This is a genomic window from Pseudomonas syringae pv. tagetis, assembly GCF_022557255.1.
GTDB lineage: Bacteria > Pseudomonadota > Gammaproteobacteria > Pseudomonadales > Pseudomonadaceae > Aquipseudomonas > Aquipseudomonas caricapapayae.
In genome coordinates, this window is sequence record NZ_CP092923.1 from 1,649,209 (window position 1) to 1,666,953 (window position 17,745).

18 protein-coding genes and 1 tRNA gene are annotated in these 17,745 nt (G+C 53.0%); 15 read left to right on the top strand and 4 right to left on the bottom strand.

Features of this window, described 5'->3' with window-relative positions:
- Positions 1-16: 16 nt before the first annotated feature.
- From bamC to MME58_RS07455, 4 genes are all read left to right on the top strand, one after another.
- Positions 17-1,135, top strand: coding sequence for an outer membrane protein assembly factor BamC (gene bamC, locus MME58_RS07440; RefSeq protein WP_055005562.1), 1,119 nt, complete (start codon positions 17-19; stop codon positions 1,133-1,135).
- Positions 1,136-1,894, top strand: a complete 759-nt coding sequence (locus tag MME58_RS07445; protein ID WP_054985000.1) for an MBL fold metallo-hydrolase — start codon at positions 1,136-1,138, stop codon at positions 1,892-1,894.
- A 28-nt stretch (positions 1,895-1,922) separates the two neighbouring features.
- A complete protein-coding gene (gene purC, locus MME58_RS07450; RefSeq protein ID WP_003430849.1) occupies positions 1,923-2,633 on the top strand; it encodes a phosphoribosylaminoimidazolesuccinocarboxamide synthase in 711 nt (236 codons plus the stop codon).
- A 91-nt stretch (positions 2,634-2,724) separates the two neighbouring features.
- Positions 2,725-2,814, top strand: a tRNA-Ser gene (locus MME58_RS07455).
- Positions 2,815-2,932: 118 nt separating this feature from the next.
- Here MME58_RS07455 and MME58_RS07460 read toward each other — a convergent pair.
- A complete protein-coding gene (locus MME58_RS07460) occupies positions 2,933-3,421 on the bottom strand; it encodes a hypothetical protein (protein WP_055005561.1) in 489 nt (162 codons plus the stop codon).
- A gap of 1,609 nt (positions 3,422-5,030) precedes the next feature.
- On the opposite strand from MME58_RS07460, the gene MME58_RS07465 reads away from it, so the two are divergent.
- The 4 genes from MME58_RS07465 to MME58_RS07480 all read left to right on the top strand — a co-directional run bounded on the left by MME58_RS07465 (position 5,031) and on the right by MME58_RS07480 (position 7,636).
- Positions 5,031-5,285, top strand: coding sequence for a hypothetical protein (locus MME58_RS07465; RefSeq protein ID WP_055005560.1), 255 nt, complete (start codon positions 5,031-5,033; stop codon positions 5,283-5,285).
- A 2-nt stretch (positions 5,286-5,287) separates the two neighbouring features.
- A complete protein-coding gene (locus MME58_RS07470; RefSeq protein ID WP_055005559.1) occupies positions 5,288-5,602 on the top strand; it encodes a hypothetical protein in 315 nt (104 codons plus the stop codon).
- A gap of 252 nt (positions 5,603-5,854) precedes the next feature.
- Positions 5,855-6,262, top strand: coding sequence for a hypothetical protein (locus tag MME58_RS07475; protein ID WP_055005558.1), 408 nt, complete (start codon positions 5,855-5,857; stop codon positions 6,260-6,262).
- Between the two features lie 211 nt (positions 6,263-6,473).
- Positions 6,474-7,636, top strand: a protein-coding gene (locus tag MME58_RS07480) for an IS3 family transposase (protein WP_103715205.1) whose coding sequence is annotated in 2 segments (ribosomal slippage) — positions 6,474-6,729 and positions 6,729-7,636 — 1,164 coding nt in all. Because the reading frame shifts where the segments join, the coding sequence is not laid out codon by codon here.
- 296 nt (positions 7,637-7,932) lie between these two features.
- Here the strand turns inward: MME58_RS07480 and MME58_RS07490 are convergent.
- On the bottom strand, positions 7,933-8,739 hold the full coding sequence (locus tag MME58_RS07490) for a hypothetical protein (RefSeq protein WP_055005507.1): 807 nt from the start codon (positions 8,737-8,739) through the stop codon (positions 7,933-7,935).
- A 189-nt stretch (positions 8,740-8,928) separates the two neighbouring features.
- Here MME58_RS07490 and tnpB point away from each other — a divergent pair, with 189 nt between their 5' ends.
- Both tnpB and MME58_RS07500 read left to right on the top strand, forming a co-directional pair.
- Positions 8,929-9,159: an IS66 family insertion sequence element accessory protein TnpB gene (tnpB, locus tag MME58_RS07495; protein ID WP_055005506.1), complete on the top strand. Its 231-nt coding sequence runs from the start codon at positions 8,929-8,931 to the stop codon at positions 9,157-9,159.
- A 71-nt stretch (positions 9,160-9,230) separates the two neighbouring features.
- Positions 9,231-9,353: a DUF4113 domain-containing protein gene (locus MME58_RS07500; protein WP_082427241.1), complete on the top strand. Its 123-nt coding sequence runs from the start codon at positions 9,231-9,233 to the stop codon at positions 9,351-9,353.
- Positions 9,354-9,375: 22 nt separating this feature from the next.
- Here MME58_RS07500 and MME58_RS07505 read toward each other — a convergent pair whose 3' ends face one another.
- A complete protein-coding gene (locus MME58_RS07505; RefSeq protein WP_055005505.1) occupies positions 9,376-10,932 on the bottom strand; it encodes an ATP-dependent nuclease in 1,557 nt (518 codons plus the stop codon).
- 356 nt (positions 10,933-11,288) lie between these two features.
- Entirely contained in the window at positions 11,289-11,585 is a 297-nt protein-coding gene (locus tag MME58_RS07510; protein ID WP_055005504.1) for a hypothetical protein, read from the bottom strand.
- 772 nt (positions 11,586-12,357) lie between these two features.
- On the opposite strand from MME58_RS07510, the gene mntA reads away from it, so the two are divergent.
- The 5 genes from mntA (at position 12,358) to MME58_RS07535 (ending at position 17,659) form a co-directional block, all read left to right on the top strand.
- Positions 12,358-12,753: a type VII toxin-antitoxin system MntA family adenylyltransferase antitoxin gene (gene mntA / locus MME58_RS07515; protein ID WP_055005503.1), complete on the top strand. Its 396-nt coding sequence runs from the start codon at positions 12,358-12,360 to the stop codon at positions 12,751-12,753.
- Positions 12,743-13,171, top strand: a complete 429-nt coding sequence (gene hepT, locus MME58_RS07520; RefSeq protein WP_055005502.1) for a type VII toxin-antitoxin system HepT family RNase toxin — start codon at positions 12,743-12,745, stop codon at positions 13,169-13,171. Before mntA ends, hepT begins: the two co-directional genes overlap by 11 nt.
- Positions 13,172-13,295: 124 nt before the next feature.
- A complete protein-coding gene (gvpU, locus tag MME58_RS07525) occupies positions 13,296-13,778 on the top strand; it encodes a gas vesicle accessory protein GvpU (RefSeq protein ID WP_055005501.1) in 483 nt (160 codons plus the stop codon).
- Between the two features lie 311 nt (positions 13,779-14,089).
- Entirely contained in the window at positions 14,090-15,781 is a 1,692-nt protein-coding gene (locus MME58_RS07530) for an NAD-dependent malic enzyme (RefSeq protein WP_054987962.1), read from the top strand.
- Positions 15,782-16,015: 234 nt separating this feature from the next.
- Positions 16,016-17,659: a phosphoethanolamine transferase gene (locus MME58_RS07535; RefSeq protein ID WP_055005500.1), complete on the top strand. Its 1,644-nt coding sequence runs from the start codon at positions 16,016-16,018 to the stop codon at positions 17,657-17,659.
- The last annotated feature ends 86 nt before the right edge of the window (positions 17,660-17,745 follow it).

A 17,745-nucleotide genomic window follows, 5' to 3' on the forward strand; every position in this document is an offset into this window, starting at 1 on the left:
GAGGAAGTATCACGCAATGAAGCGATTGGCCGGACTTTCCGCACTTGCTCTTATCATCTCCAGCACCAGCGGTTGCGGTTGGCTCTGGGGCGAAGATGGTTACTTCCGTGATCGCGGCAGCGATTACCTCCAGGCGACCCAGACCCCACCCATGCAGGTGCCTGCCGATGTTTCCGGCGTCAAGCGTCTGGACCCGCTGCTGCCTATCCCGCGCAATGTGGCCGACAGCACCCAGAAAGAAGGCGAATACACCGTTCCTCGTCCTCTGCCGTTGGGCACGACGTCCGAGTCCAGCGATTTCAGCCTGCAGAAAAGTGGCGATGCGCGCTGGATTCTGGCTCAGCGTCAGCCAGCCGAAGTCTGGCCGGTGGCGCATCAATATTTTGAAGACAACGGTTTCCGTATTGCTGAAGAGCGTCCGCAGACTGGCGAATTCAGCTCCTCGTGGCAGCGCCTTGATGAGCTGTCCGCTTCGGTTGCCAAGCGTCTGAGCGCCGCTGGCGTGTCGGCCGACTCCGAAACCCGCGTGCGGGTTCGTATCGAGCCGGGCGTGCAGCGCAATACCAGCGAAGTCTATGTGGTCAGCGTCGAGCGTCCTGCCGGCAGCACGGCCGATGTGGCTTTCCCTGCCCGCACCACCAACCTGGGGCTTGATGCCGCGCTGACCGACGATCTGCTGGCCAGCATGGGCCGCAACGCTGAAAAGGGTGGTTCGATTTCCCTGCTGGCTGCGCGTGACTATGACACCCCGAGCCGTGTAGCCCTCATTGAAGATGGCAGTGGCAACCCGGTATTGAACCTCGGTGCCGATCTGGACCGTGCATGGTCGAGTGTCGGCCGTGCGCTGGATCAGGGTGACTGGCGCGTCGAGGACATCAACCGCAGCCTGGGTCTGTACTACATCAACCTGGCCGAGAAGGCCAAAACGCCTGAAAACGAGCCTGGTTTCTTCGGCCGCATGTTCGGCAGCAAGTCGAGCAAGGAAGAGATTGATGCCCGTGCCGAGCGCTATCAGGTCCGCCTGAGCAAGGTCGGTGACAACGTTCAAGTGACCGTCGAGAAGAACATCAACACTGTAGCGCCTGCGGATATCGCGCGTCGGGTGTTGAGCGTTATTCAAGACAACCTGGGTTAAGTGCGTTTCGCGGTTCTCGGCAGCGGCAGTCGTGGCAACGGCACGCTGGTCGCAAGCAACGAAACGTACGTACTGGTCGATTGCGGTTTCTCCCTGCGGGAAACCGAGCGACGCCTGGCACGTCTGGGCGTCTCGGCAAGCCAGCTCAGCGCTATTCTGGTCACTCACGAACACGCTGACCATGTGCATGGCGTGGGGTTGCTGTCGCGGCGCTACAATGTACCGGTCTACCTCAGCAGCGGTACGCTGCGCGGGATGCGCAAACCGGTTGAAGTTGCCGGGTTGCTGGCAGGCGGGGAGCGCTTGCAGATCGGCGCGCTGGATATCGATGTGGTGTCGGTCGCTCATGACGCACTCGAACCGACGCAGTTCGTCTTCAATGACGGCAAGCGCCGCTTCGGCCTGCTGACCGACCTTGGGTCTTACTGCGCCAACGTATTGCAGCGTTATCAAGGCCTGGATGCCTTGATGATCGAGGCCAATCACTGTCGCGACATGCTTGCTCGAGGCCAGTATCCGGTCTTTCTCAAGCAGCGCGTTGGCTGTGAAACCGGTCATTTGAACAACCATCAGGCCGCCAGCCTGGTGAGCGAGCTGGGATGGCAGGACCTTCAGCACCTGGTGCTGGCGCATCTCAGCAGCAAGAACAACCTGCCGCATCTGGCCCGGCAATGTTTTGTCGACACCCTTGGGTGCGACCCGGACTGGCTGCAACTGGCCGATCAAGATTCAGGGCTCGACTGGCGACATATCGCCTAGCCCAACTACTTAGCAAGCGGAGCCCATCATGGAAAAACGTGAAGAACTCTACCGCGGCAAAGCCAAGTCGGTTTACAAGACCGACGACGCTGACCGCTTGATCCTGCTGTTCCGCAACGACACGTCGGCGTTCGACGGCAAGCGCATCGAACAGCTGGACCGTAAAGGCATGGTGAACAACAAGTTCAACGCCTTCATCATGCAAAAGCTCGAAGAAGCGGGCATTCCAACCCAATTCGACAAGCTGCTGGGCGACAACGAGTGCCTGGTCAAGAAACTGGACATGATCCCGGTCGAGTGCGTCGTGCGTAACTACGCTGCCGGCAGCCTGGTCAAACGTCTGGGCATCGAAGAGGGCACCAGGCTCAATCCGTACACCTTCGAGCTGTTCCTCAAGGATGACGCCAAAGGCGACCCGTTCATCAACGAATCCCACGTTGTGGCGTTCGGCTGGGGCACTGCCGAGCAACTGGTTCGCATGAAAGAGCTTTCGATCAAGGTCAACGACGTGCTGACCAAACTGTTCGACGACGCCGGCCTGCTGCTGGTCGACTTTAAACTCGAGTTCGGCGTGTTCCACGGCGAAATCGTCCTGGGTGACGAATTCAGCCCGGACGGCTGCCGCCTCTGGGACAAGGATACCCGCAAGAAAATGGACAAGGACCGCTTCCGCCAGGGTCTGGGCGACGTTATCGAAGCGTACGAAGAAGTCGCAAACCGTCTGGGCGTACCGCTGTAACCCGAAAAAACACGCAAGCGCTTGATAGCACGAAAAAAATCAGCAGAAGGGCTTCGCCTTCTGCGCCGATACTGTTATGATGCGCGCCGTTGGAGAGATGCCAGAGTGGCCGAATGGGACGGATTCGAAATCCGTTGTACCTTCACCGGTACCTAGGGTTCGAATCCCTATCTCTCCGCCATTATTTGAAAAGCCCTGTAAATCAATGAGTTACGGGGCTTTTTCTTTTTGGATTGTACTACTTGTTTGTACTACTTGTTTGTACTACTCAAATCATGCAGCCCACGCCCTCTAGACACTTATTTCTTCAAATGTCTGTCAGCTAGCGTCTGTGCAGAATCTAACGCGAATTGAAGGATGTTTGCGGCATCTGTGAAGGCTCCTGGGTCACGCGTGCCGTTATAGATGAGTCCGCCTTCTGTGATGTCCTGCACGACGCTATCGACGTACTGGTAGAAGCTGACGACCAGTTGAGCATCCTCTGGCGAGAGATATCCAAGTTTCCCAAGATTGGCGACATAGACCCTGCAATAATGCTGTGGGATTCGTACCTGCAATGAAGCTTCTGGGCGTTCGTGTTCCGGTATTCCGAGTAGCACGTTTCCCATTTCGGTTAGATCGGCGTGGTAGCCTCGTTCTACGGCGATTTTCCTTAGTGCTAACACCTCAGCAACGATAGCTACGCGCACGCTTGTGCGTTCCTGCCAGCGTTGCCAAAACCACCCACCGACTACTACTAAGGCGGTGAGAAACAGACCTGCGGTGCTGATGATTTCACTGGTTTGCATTGCATTCTTATCCTTGTGCTAGATGCTGGCCGAGCCGACGGGCAGGTTTTGTGACGCACGACGCATAGTCGAACGGTGCAAACTGTAGTTGCCATGCACCATCTCCTGTTCTGTGAAGGGCAGAGCGTACCACTCGTTGAAATATTCACGTTCCGTTCCCGCCAAAACGCCCGCCGCCGCCCGGAGAGACCTTGCACCCAGAGAACAGATCCGACTCTGGCTGGGGAAAATAATAATGGAGAGTGGCATCTGTAAAGCGAGGTTATCCGCATAGCGACTTAACGCGAACACGGGCACCCTGTTTTAAAAGCTGAGTGACTCTAGAATAAGTGAAGGGCACCCTACGCACTGCCTGCCTTCAGTGGCTGCCTGTGAGGCTGTTGGTAAGCCTTGATCAGCTTGTGATGGGCGAGGCTTGGTGTTGTGTCAGCGTATCTTGGTGGGGCTGTAGGAAGCTGGGTTACAGAGTGCGTTCACTGTTTGAGTTGAGGGCATGAGAGAGCCCGCTCAGCGGCGGACTAGGTGTTCGTGTTGAGGTTGTCGGTGAGTGTGTTCGCTGAGTGAGTTCGCACTCTGGCGTGCAAGGCTTAATCCGTAACCACAAATCTCTGCCAGTGTCCAAGCGCCAAGCCCAACGTCTTGCGTAGGTTCCAGCGTTTTCGCTAGAAGGTGTCCAGATGTATTGGGTCTGTAATCCTGCTGCTCTGTCCCGGCTCGCTGCACGTGTCGCCGAATTGGAAGCTTGGAAATGGATGACGCTGCATTCGCCGCTGCCTACTACAGAGGCATCGTGTATGTCATCTGAAAGCTCACGCTTTCCGTGCAGAAGGTTCTTCTTCTATCCGACGCAAATAGGGTCGGGCCGTTTGGTGCTGGGTCAGATCCTCCGTTATCCGTGATAGGAAGAACGCACTTCAAGGAGTCGACACCCACGGTACCTAAGCTGGCACCAACGAAGACCGGTTAGCGGTTCAGCCCTGCATGCTTGGTCTCCAAAAAAACATCGACAAATGGCCTGCCCCGCTCGCCGTGCGGGCTACGTGGGTTTCTCCCGCTTCACACACAAATTAAGCACAGTGTTATCCACAGGTGATGCCTACCCAGACCGTGGGAAACACATTATCTTGTGTCCCCGCACCAGTCGTTACCGCAGATGTAGGGGGTGCGATCACTTTTTGCTCAAGCTTACACTTCACTTGCGGTTGAATGGCAGACTTAAACGGGGTGGGTGCTGCGCTTTAGAGGGCCTCTTTGGGGCCTTATAAACGCCTCTGAGGCGCTTTACAGTGATAGGCCTACCGAAACGATACCCTTTAAGCAGAAAATTGCTGGCGAGGCTCACAGAACGGTTGCAGAGGATGTGGCAACTGGATAGTATTCAAACCAACGCAAAAGCCCACCATGTAGGTGGGCTCCGCTGAAGATGTTCACGAGTAGTCACGCTCTGTCGCCAAACGTAACGCGACTACTCGCACCCCTTACGCATGCGTTAGCACTTGTTCGGAGAAGGACGCCATTTAAGCCAATTCACAGCGATTGAGTCAACTGTGATTGATCGGTGGTCGTTTCTGGATATGTGCGACCAAGTCGCAATTATCAGGAGACATCTATGAAAACGAATACCAAGCAATCCTCCGCAAAGCTGGCCAAACTGGCATCTGACACCCTGCGTGATCCCCACGCATCTGCAATAGCGAAAAGCCTCGCGGCCTCTACGTTGGCTCAAGCTAACACTGGTAAGCAAACGAGTGCTGAGATGGAGGCTAAGGCAGGTCGCGTGCTTCAGAGTGAGAAATACAGCGAAGAGACGAAGACTCTTGCGGGCTCGGTCGTGTCTCAAGCCAATAAAGCGCGGGGGGAGTAATTATGCCCTTTCATGCAGTTGTGACGGTCGATTTAGATAATGGCGTCAGCTCAACAGCTCGCACGAGATTTAATCAGGAGCTGAGCAAAAAGAACTTCAGCAAACACAAACTTACGACTCTCTGGACGGCGGTCTTTACACCAGCTTCAACGAGAGAGGGGGCAATCAGGTTCACCCGCGACAGTATTGATGCAGCGGCCGCTTCAGCAGGGATTTCCACCTACGAAGCCTTCGTTTCAATCAGCGAGTCGCCACCGGTTGAATGGAAGAAAGGCGCGACAAACTCTCTTGCGGATGCGTTGTTGCGGTTCCAGTAGTAAAGGCAGTAGGCCCCATCTCGGTGGGGCTTTTCACGTCTCGCGAACAGATTGCTACTGATGACTTTGACGGAGCTTCTGCGGTGGGGCGTCCGTACTGCAATCTCAAGCCCGCACCGCGAGCAGCTAGCACATCCGGCGGCGTACATATAGTCGGACAAACCAAGGCTTCGCTGAAACCGGTGCGGGAGATTGGATTCTGCTGCATCAGGTATGATAAATGCATCCGCCCATAGGGAAGGAGTCTGCACAATGAAGCTGCCTTCAGATCGAACGATACTGGAGCTTATCTACAAGCTCTACTACGAGGAATTTCAAAACCATTCTCGCGAGGTGGAGAGCGGGAGACGCAGTAAAATCTACGTACCCATCGACTGCCAGATGATCGCACGTGAACTGGATGTAGACGGTGATATCGTTTTCGGACGTCTCTACTATCACCTTCAAAAGAAATATGGATACACCAACGAAGACGAGTCCAAAGTGCTGTTCTTTGGTAACACCAATGGTGAAGGATTCTCTATCAACTTTCCGCTGATGGCCTCGGTGCTGGCTGGACTCCAAGAAGACGCTAATAAGTTCAGAACGGCCACATGGATATCCTCATGCGCACTGGCCGTGTCGATGGGAACAGCCGCATTCAATATCTTTTTTAAGTGACGTAGTTTTCTGGGGAATCCCAAATTCCCTCCGGATAGCAGGTTGCACATTCGACAGCGACTGCATCAAACTTACTCATCCAAGCTTCTGATTTCGTCTAGCAAGGCTGTCGGGGGTGCTGTACATAGGCCCGGCCTTTGGGTGTGAGTGCAGTGGTCTAATGATTCCGGACACTCATTTAGGCGAGAATATCGCCAGATAGAGGTGTCTGATGACCAAACAACGCCGTACCTTCTCTGCTGAATTCAAACGTGAGGCCGCAGGCCTCGTGCTCGATCAGGGCTATAGCCACATTGAGGCCTCCCGCTCACTAGGGGTGGTCGAGTCTGCGCTGCGTCGCTGGGTGAGCCAGCTCCAGCAGGAGCGCAATGGCGTAACGCCTCAGAGCAAAGCCCTGACGCCCGAGCAGCAGAAAATTCAGGAGCTGGAAGCGCGGATCGCTCGTCTTGAGCGGGAGAAATCCATTTTAAAAAAGGCTACCGCGCTCTTGATGTCGGAAGAACACGAGCGCTTGCGCTGATCGATCAGCTAGGTGCCCATGAGCCGATCGAATTGCTGTGCGAGGTGTTCGAGACACCTCGCTCGTGCTACTACGACCATTGCCAGCGGCGTCGGGCTCCAGACGCTGAGCGGGTTCGTTTACTCAGTCGAGTCAATGAGCTGTTCGGGCAAAGTCGAAGCGCTGCAGGCAGCCGCAGTATCGTTTCGATATTGCAGGAAGATGGCGAGCAAATTGGTCGGTTCAAGGTACGTGGCCTGATGCGGGAACTGGGATTAATCAGCAAGCAACCTGGCTCTCATGCTTATAAAAAAGCAACAGTGGAGAGGCCTGACATTCCGAACATTTTGAATCGGGAGTTCGATGTACCCGCGCCCAATCAGGTCTGGTGTGGCGACATCACCTACATCTGGGCGCAAGGAAAATGGCATTACCTGGCGGTGGTTATGGATCTTTATGCGCGTCGGGTGGTGGGCTGGGCGTTTTCAAACAAACCGGACACGGACTTGGTCATCAAGGCGCTGGACATGGCTTATGAGCAACGCGGCAAGCCTCAGGGCCTGCTGTTTCACTCAGATCAGGGCTCCCAATATGGGAGCCGACAGTTTCGCCAGCGGCTTTGGCGATACCGCATGCGCCAGAGCATGAGTCGCCGAGGTAATTGCTACGACAACTCGCCGATGGAGCGTGTATTCCGCAGCTTGAAAACCGAGTGGATACCCGCCGTGGGCTACATGACGGCCCAAGAGGCACAGCGGGATATCAGTCATTATCTGATGCATCGCTACAACTGGGTTCGGCCACACCAGTTCAATGATGGACTGGCACCCGCTCAGTACGAGAAAAACCTTAACGTCGTGTCCGGGATCAGTTGACCACTACAAACGGCGTTTTCATGGGCTTCGTAGCCCATAGGGCCACTTCTTCAATTGCAGCGGCTAAGGCGTGCTGGTTGCGGAGCAAGAGAGTTAGTACGTCTGCTGTGGCGATGTTGGCATCTGAGCTGTTAGGCATGGTGTTCATCCTTGATCGAGAGAACCAGCAGCCTAGACCAGTTCAGAGCACTTGCTGGAATCCGAGGTGACACGCCAGCTCAACACGTGGGCACCACTTCGCCCCAGGTCAATCGTGTGAAAACCGTAGGGGATATGCTGAGTTAATCGAGATTTTTTCAGGGTTTTCCATCTGGCCGACTGGATACAACCCGAACGCACAGCGCCGTACCAACCTCGATTGGCTTGTGCCTAAGTACACCGGCTACACCCTTCTTCTTGAACTCATTCAACACGGCCTTGGCACCGGTATCACAGCTCTGAATCATTGCGTTGGCAAACGTCGCTGAACCATCACTTGAGGCGTACAGGAATTTCAGGTTGGGCGGCAGGTGGCTTGTTGCGTAATACGGCTCCCTCCCGGCGTTGATGTCGATATGTTGACCCAATTCACTATCAACGATCATTCCGATTCTGCTGTGTTGCATCAGCGGGTGGATGCTCCGTGTAATCGCTAGGTGCCATCCAATCGGCTCACTCTTGGCGTGATGATCAGTGTTCAAGATGAGGAAGGTGGCGTGGTGAACGTAGCGACTCTCAGCATTCAGAGAACTGAGATGATCCTGCACCACGTAAATGCAACAAGCGCTGACCCGATAACCCTGATAGATTTCATTTAGCGTATTGGTATCTACAGCCATCAGGTAATCGAAGCGAGCCTTGAGTTCTTCGTAATGATCCAAGGACATCGAGAAGTCATCAGCTGGGGCTGAATAGAGAACCTTGTCATCCTTTTTCTCCCGCACGTACGTAATTTGATACCTGATACTGCTGGGATCAACCTCACGGACACTCAGTTGCTGCGTCACTGGGTCCATCTCCACAGTGAGTGATTCGACCTTGCCGGGAGTGTGTCCGTAGACGTAGTGGTCCCGTGGAATCGTTACCTGACCTTTCCTACGCTTCTTCTTGTCATTCTTCGTCATGAGGCAGCGTCCCTTTTGGTCAGATGGCAACATTTTAGCCGCACTGGCTGGGCTGATCGCCATCATGGATACTGACTCAAACTACATGGACAAGGAGAATGGGAGTAAGCGCTCCATGAACCTCACATTCAAAGCCGCCGCTTAATCCCGGATGCTGTGCTCCCGATTTCGTTCTGGAGCCCGCCAACCATGATGCGTCCCGATGCAAAAGTCGAAAAAGTGTATCTGTACCCCAAGCCCGTCGACTTCCGAAAATCCATCGACGGTCTGGCAGCCTTGGTCGAGTTGGACATCAAGGTCGCGGTGTTCGACCCCGTGCTTTTCGTCTTCCTCAACAAGTCACGCAACCGCGTGAAGATCTTGTACTGGGAGCGCAACGGCTTATGGAGCGCTTACTTTCGTTCTTTGTGTTCGAGCTAGGGCATTTTTGCACTATGAGCAACGCTATTGAGGCACTGCCCGCAGAATGACGACATCAGCGCGATACCGAGTTGGGGGGACGGTCGTTGAGGTTGGGGAGTGTTTCCGTCGATCCCGAATGGGGGATGCGTCAGGAAATGATGAGTCGAAGCTGTACGGCACGATTGGATCAGATTTGGATCTGTGCCGTGTAAATTAAATAAGAGCAACTTTATTCTAAGTAAGTTTGTCTTTTATAAAATTTAGAAGCGGCTCCAGTTCGGTCTTTGAGGTTTGACAAACAACTTTTGTTAAAAGCTGTAGGCAATGAACTTTGTCTAGGCCGATATTAGAGGAGATTTCAAAAAATTCATTATGCTTCCCTGCCTGTAATCCGTACTCCATAATTTCGTCGACTTTATCTGCTTCTAACCCCAAAGCGTCTGATACTAGCAAAGTTTGTTCCTTTGCCTGCTGAACTATCCAGGCTTCTGGCCAAGTATCGCCAGGCAGGTAGGTCACGCGTTCATTGTACCAAGCGTCGAAGTTGGCTGGAGGATTTTCAACCATTCTTTTTGCATGAGATAGATTGTCACCGGCCTTTGCCATCTGGTCTGCGTCATAAACTGCTATAGTGGTTCTTTCCTCTCCACGTATATTCAGAGCTGCGAGTTGTCTGGAGATTGCTGAAGCTGATCCTATAACCAATATTTTAACCCTGGATCTAATTTCAGAAGGTAATAATGTCTGGATTATGTTGCGAGCAACTTCATCCTCGACAAAAATATCTAACTCACTTTGCTTTTGATTGCTCATTTTTGAGAATGCAAAGTCTGGTGCGATTTCTGGTGTGATCTTTGTTTTTCCCGCAATCGATTCTACAAAAAACCTTGCGTCATCAGGAAGCGATTCGAAAATATCTCTAGAGTGAGTTGTGCAAATTACCTGGGTTCCAGTTTCTAAACAAATTGTTTTTAGTTTTTCGATAAAAGATCGTTGCGCTTTTGAGTGGAGTCCAAGCTCTATTTCATCAAGCACCAGTAGGGAGTTTCCACCACTAGAATAGATAGTTGAAAATATTTCAAAGAGTGCGTTTTCACCTGCTCCCATATTAAATCCCGAGTATGTGATCCCGCCCACCTTTACTATTGGGAGGCTATATTTTGCGTGTTCTAAATATCTGAACTCGTCGTAAGTTTTTCCTAGAATTTTACCAACTAAATCTTTGACAGTGTTTTCCCAGCCTTTAAGGGGGACGTCTTTAAAAGATCTGGAGTATGAGCGTGACTGGCTTCTCTCTGCATGTGGAACTATGCGTTCGATACCTAAAAATATAACGGTTTTGTTGACTCTTAAATCATAATCATTCCAGCGGCCATTTTTCTTTTTTTTGCGTAACTGCGACGCTATCCCTATGCCTGTTGGGACGGTTTCAGATTTGCTCCAATTGTCGTGAGCTATGGTGTAATAAATTTGGATTCCGTGAGGTGAAGATTCATTCAGATGTTGGACAAAAAAGTCAGAGAATGTGTAGTAGCTTGTTTTTCTCTTGGGTAGTTTGAAGCCTGTTTTTAAATTGTGAAAGGCACAGCTTGAAATAGCTAGCAACGTAGATTTGCCAGCTCCATTAACTCCGGCAAATGCTGTTATAGGGAAGTTTAGTTCGACCCTGAATGGCGTCAAGCCTCTCATTTTTCCGGATTGTAAATGTATGCCTCTTAGTAATTGTTTTTTGTTATCATTTTTGAACCAGTTACGAAGCTTTTTGTCGATGGAACTCTCCCTGTACTTCATGTTTTTCCCTGTTAAATAGAGCTTTATGGGGTTTGTGGCTGAGTGCCAGTCTATGTGCACGGACGATTTTGTACAACCAAGAGTTTAAAGCTTTGTCTAGCGCGCCGTCGTCCTTCCCCCCCCACCTCCCCTGCGGCCTAATAGAGGTCCCTTTTCTGCTCTACCCCACGATCCTTGAGCATCGGCCCCAGGCCGCCCTGAGTTTGCATCGTATCGTATGGCGCTTATTCAAAAACCTATGGAGTAGATGCTTAGGATCAGTTCTGCTTGGACCAATACTGGTCACGAACAATCAAGCACTTTCTCGGTGTGCCTCGTTTCAGTATTGTTTTCGAGAATGGTGTAGTATGACTATATCAATTAGATTTGCGCGCTTTCCAACTGGAAACGACTTCTGACAGCAGCCAGTGCAACGCAGTAACCAGAAAAATGCAAGTAATAAGTATCCCGATAATTATCATCGTTTCTGCCTCTTCGGCTCCGCTGATGCTGAAAAGTGTCCGTAAGCCAGTATAAACTGCGTCACCTATGTAAGAGTCCAAACCAGCCCGCACAAGGCCGCTAATTATAGCGATCCTTGCTAGAAGGGAGGCGACTGCTAAAACTGCAAGAAATTTCAAGATAGATCTAATAATGGCTTTGGTGGTTTCCATTATTTACTTTTCCTCGGTTCAACAACTTTGGAGATTCATGATGTTTTTGGCAGGTGCTAGAAACTCTGTGTCCTGGCCTATTTCTCATTCGTTGAATTGAGCGTCAAACGCGTCGCCGGGGATATCATCTATTTTCAAATAAGCGTCAACAGCCATGAGTTTTTTACTTTCATGTTAATGTTTATGTCCATCCTCAGCGCTGCACTTTAGATCATAAAGGCTGCCCGCGCAAAAAATAATCGGATTGAACTGTGCCTGGCGCAGCGTTTAAATGGCGTTTCGGTATAAATTTAGGCGTCCGTTCGCTTTGACCTATCCCGCTGTCGCATCGCATTTGATAAAGTCAATCTGATCTCCTTGTTTTGCTGTATTAGATCAAGGGTTGCTTTGTTCAGGCACTCGGCTAACGGGTCAACTGATGCAGTTGCCCATCCTGGATTATGCTCGGCCAGTTTTATGTAGTACCAATCCGCTAGCTATATAAGTGCTTTCCTGTTTCGACCCTCTGCTAAATGGCGCATAACACCTTGTATTCTACTCACAGGTATCAACATCCCAGGCTCGCAGCTCGAACAGTGGGCGCGCAGAGCTCTGCTGCCGTGGAGCTGCTCGCCAGAGATGCCTCGCTAACCCCAGTCCTCATTTTTTGCCAGGTGGGGCTCGTGGCGTGGATACGTTTTTTGGGTTGTAGACTGGTTTTCGCAAATCCTGAGCGAGAATCCGACCCCGGCTTCTGTTAGGGTCTGTCTCGGCAATATTTGAGACGTTGCGTATGAACACCCACAGCTTGCTCACACACCTGCAATCCCGATTGCCTGACCTGTTGGCTGTCTACCTGTTCGGCAGCCAAGCGACCGGTCATGCCAACTCCGAAAGCGACCTGGATCTGGCCGTACTTGTGCAAGGCATTCTCGATCCTGTAGCGCTGTGGCGTTTGGCGGGGGAAATCGCAGACATCGCTGATTTGCCTGTGGACTTGATCGATCTGCGCACCGCCTCGACCGTGATGCAATATCAGATCATCACCAAAGGCCGTCGTCTCTGGTGTAAGAATGAGGCTGCGGGAATCTTCGAGGCGTTTGTGCTCAGCGAAAAGACCTCACTTGACTGCGCGAGGGCAGGTTTGCTCGAAGATATACAGAAAAAAGGAGTCGTTCATGGTCGATGATGTGCTCATTAACAAGGCCGCTTCCATTGAGCGCTGCGTGGCAAGGGTGCGAGAGGAGTTCGAAAAAGACCCTGCGACCTTTGAATTCGATTTCACTCGTCAGGATGCTGCAATTCTCAATATCCAGCGCGCCTGCGAGGCCGCTCTTGATATGGGGCAGCATCTGATAAGGCGTGAGGGGCTGGGAGTGCCACAGAGCGCGCGAGATGTCTTTGAGCTGCTTCATCGCGGAGGGTGGCTCGCTCCGTCACTGCTGCCGGTCATGAAGAATATGGTCGGCTTCAGAAATATTGCGGTTCACGAGTATCAAGCGCTGCAGTTGCCAATCACTGTGGCGATCATTACCCAACACTTGGGTGATTTTATTCTGTTCAGTTCGGCGATTTTACGCAGGGATGTGGCTACCCCGAGCGGCTGAACGACGTCAGCGCGGCGTGGACTCCACCAACCCATCCCCAAACTATTCACCCCTCCCGGTTTCCCTTTCGCCCTTTCTGATCTATACCTTGGGTTCAACGTTTTGTGAGGCGAGGAGCTATCAGATGTCGGACGTAGATCAGGTACAAAAGGCGCAACCTTCTCCCAGCCAGAGCCATGATGACGTGATTGCCCAGTTCAAGTGGCAGGGCAAGCAGATCGACTGGTTGCTGCAATGGCTGGTCAAGTTTGTCGCGAATACCAAGGTGGAGATGGGCGTGACGCTGTCTGTGGGCGGGAATCTGGTTTCCGGGCATCTGATTTCTCACGATGCGTATTTCGAGCAGCTGGCGGATGATATTTCGGCACCCTTCAGTTCGTTTGCCAATGGTACTGACGCGACCATGAAAGAAATGATTCTTTCCTTCAAGCCTGGGGAGTCGTCTGAAGATACGCCTGCTTTCCATTTCATTCACTTGAAGGATTGCCGAACCTACTCCACTGATGGCAACCCGATCTGTGAGGCGGGTGTGCTGTGGCGGGGCAGGATCTCGGCGGTCGATGGTTTTACCATCGGGCTCATCGCTGAAAAATCAAGCGCGTCCTGAGCTGTTCAGGCCCCGGCGTCCGTCGGGGCTTTTTCATCCGGTCTTTTGATGCATCCAGCGTGCGACATGCTTTCGCTGGGTGTGGAGAGCTGCGCCTGCAATAGCGTCACTTAGCCATTCTTTGCGCGACAAAATGTCGCAATGGGCCCTCAGGCGAGTAATATGTTCGCCCTGACCTTACACGCCGAATGGTTTTCGGCATGGCCTGATAGAGAACTGGCGACAAGAACAGACAACAAGAAAAGAGCCAGGCTGCCCGCCCCGGTCGACGTAAAGAATCAATGAGTAGACGAAAAAGGCGATTAGAGAAAATGACCAAAACTTCGCGACCTTTGTACATTTCCTACGCAGGACCCTCACTGCTGGAAATGCCCCTGCTGAACAAAGGCAGTGCCTTCACCCCTCAAGAGCGGGTCGAATTCAATCTGATCGGGCTCTTGCCGCAGAACGTGGAGACGATCGAAGAGCAAGTCACCCGGGTCTACAGCCAGTACAAACAGTGCGCGAGCGACCTGGACAAGCATATTTACCTGCGCTCGATTCAAGACAACAACGAAACCCTGTTTTTCCGCCTGCTCGACTCCCACCTGGACGAGATGCTGCCGATTATCTACACCCCGACGGTGGGTCAGGCGTGCCAGGAGTTCTCCAAGATCTACCGCACGCATCGTGGCCTGTTCATTTCCTACCCTGAGCGCGACCGCATTGATGACATCCTGCGCAGCGCCACCAAGGACCGGATCAAGATCATTGTCGTGACCGACAGCGAGCGAATTCTCGGACTGGGCGATCAAGGCATCGGCGGGATGGGCATCCCTATTGGCAAGTTGTCGCTGTACACCGCCTGTGGCGGGATCAGCCCGGCGTACACGCTGCCGATTGTGCTGGATGTCGGCACCAACAACCGCGAACTGCTGGATGACCCGATGTACATGGGGTGGCGTCACGAGCGGGTATCGGGCAAGGAATACGAGGACTTTATTGCCTTGTTCATTGACGCCGTACAGCGTCGCTGGCCGGACGTGTTGTTGCAGTTCGAAGACTTCGCCCAGTCCAACGCGATGCCGCTGCTTGAAAAGTATCGGGATGAGCTGTGCTGCTTCAACGATGACATTCAGGGCACTGCTTCGGTTGCCGTGGGCACGTTGCTGGCGGCCTGCAAGGCCAAGAATGAAACCCTTGGCCAGCAAAAGGTGGTGTTTGTGGGGGCCGGTTCGGCGGGTTGCGGGATCGCCGAGCACATCATCGCAGCAATGCGTATCGAAGGCCTGAGCGAAAGCGAGGCGCGTAAACGTATCTTCATGGTTGATCGCTTCGGCTTGTTGACTGAGGGCATGGATAATCTGCTCGATTTCCAGAAGCGACTGGCGCAAAAGACTGCCGATATGGCGGGCTGGACAGCCGGTACAGAAGCCTTTCCGCAGTTGCTCGATGTGGTTAAACAGGCCGGTGCCACCGTATTGATTGGCGTGTCCGGGCAGCGTGGTCTGTTTACCGAGCAGGTGATCCGCGAACTGCACAAGCACTGCGCCAAGCCGTTGGTAATGCCGCTGTCCAACCCGACCTCCAAGGTAGAAGCGACTCCGGAGGAAATCCTGCGCTGGACGGACGGCAATGCGCTGGTGGCCACCGGTAGCCCGTTCGCGCCGGTAGAGATCAACGGTCGCACCGTGCATATCGCCCAGTGCAATAACTCTTACATTTTTCCGGGCATCGGCCTTGGTGTGGTGGCCTGCAAGGCATCGCGCATTACCGACCGGATGCTGATGGCGGCGTCAAATGCACTGGCCGAGTGTTCTCCGATGGTCACAGGGAAGGGCGATGCGGTCTTGCCGCCGCTCAAGGAGATTCAGCAGGTGAGCCGTAAAATCGCGTTGGCTGTTGCCAAAGAGGCTCAGGCTGAGGGGCTGGCGCTGGAAACCTCAGAAGAGGCGCTGCTTGAAGCCATCGAGCGTAATTTCTGGCTGCCGGGCTATCGTGCCTATCGCCGTCGCTCGGTCTGATCGAGCGCCCAGGATGATGGCGTCTCCGCGAGGATGTTTGCGGAGACGCCTCTTTGGCGAAGTAACGGGGCGTGCTCGCGAGCGAATTGCTTGACGGTGAAATAAGCTTCATTCAACCCAATCCTCTCACCGTTTTCACATAAAATTGATGACGCGCTTCTTACAGTGCGCTCCATCGGGGAGTGACCTGGCTCCTGAATGCCCGATGCATATTAATTCGATAAGCAGACCACGATGCCGACACCCAGAACTGTTCGTCCAGAGGTTGTTACCGTACTTGCCAGTGCCTTTCTATTACTGGGTTTCAATATAAATCTTTGGCAGCACCTCTTCGCGATTACCAGTCCGGATGCGAAAGGCTTTGCCATGCGCTTTGCCTTTGGGTTGATGATTTTCTGCGTATTTAATATTTTTTTGACGTTGTTGGCATTCCGTCATGTGTTTAAACCTGTGGTGATCACCTTGTTTATGATCAGCGCCGGTGTGGTGTATTTCATGACCGAGTACGGTGTCATGATTGACGCAGGCATGTTCCGGAACTTCGCCGAAACCAACGTGACGGAAGTGCAGGGTCTGCTGTCTTTGAAGCTGGCGTTGTACATTGTTTTGTTGGGCGTACTGCCTTCGCTGATCCTGTGGAAGCTGCCGATCAGTTACCGTCGCTGGCACCTGGAACTGCTCAGCAAACTGGTGGTGGGTGTGGTCTGTTGCGTGGCAATAGGCGGCGTTGCGCTGGCAAATTATCAAGGCTTGTCCTCATTGTTTCGCAACCATCACGAATTGCGCCTGATGGTGGTGCCAAGCAATTACATCGGTGCCTCGATCGGCTACCTGAGCGAACAGGTGATGTCCGCACGGCGCCCGTTCGTGAAGATTGGCGAGGACGCCAAGCGTTCGCCTGACTGGGCTGCACACGCCCGCAAGTCGTTGACCGTGCTGGTGGTGGGCGAAAGTGCCCGGGCCGAGAACTTCGGGATTCTTGGCTATGGCCGCAACACCACGCCCAACCTGAACAAGGAGAGCGGGCTGGTGGCGTTTACCGATGTGTATTCCTGCGGCACCGAAACGGCAGTGTCGGTGCCGTGCATGTTTTCCAACATGGGGCGCAAGAATTACAACGCAACCAAGGCCCGTAATCAGGAAGGTTTACTGGATGTCCTGAACCGCGCCGGTATAGAAGTGGTGTGGCGTGACAACCAGGCGGGCTGCAAAGGAACCTGTGATCGAGTGGCCTTTCAGGATGTGAGTAATCTCAAGGACCCGTTGCTGTGCAACAATCATGAATGCCGGGACGAAATACTGTTGCAGAACCTGCAGGGTTTTATCGACAGCCTCGACAAGGATACGGTTCTGGTCCTGCACCAGATGGGCAGTCACGGCCCTGAATACTTCAAGCGTTACCCTGAAGCGTTTGAAAAGTTTACGCCGGTGTGTAAAAGCAATGCATTGAATAATTGCAGCCGGGACAGCATTGTCAATGCGTACGACAACACACTGCTGTATACCGATCATGTGCTGTCTAGCCTTATTGATCTGTTGCGCACGAATCAAAACAAGGTTGATACGGCCATGATCTACTTGTCGGACCATGGCGAATCGCTCGGCGAATACAACTTGTTCCTGCACGGCACTCCGTATGTGTTGGCCCCTGATCAGCAAAAGCATGTACCGATGCTTATCTGGTTGTCCGATACCTATCAGAAGTCTTTTGCGGTCACGCCGGATTGCCTGGCCAGACAGCGCAACGCACCGTTGAGCCAGGACAATCTTTTTCACTCCATGCTTGGCCTGTTGAAAGTCGACACTCAGGTCTATGACCCCAGCCTGGATATGTTTGCCGGATGCCGGACTGAGTTGTCGGCAGCCGACAAACACTGAGGTGCGCAGTGTGTTCGTGACCGTTCTCTCGCCGCGGCGAGGGGCGATCATCGGCACTGCTTGTGCCAGACAACGGTCCCTCCTGA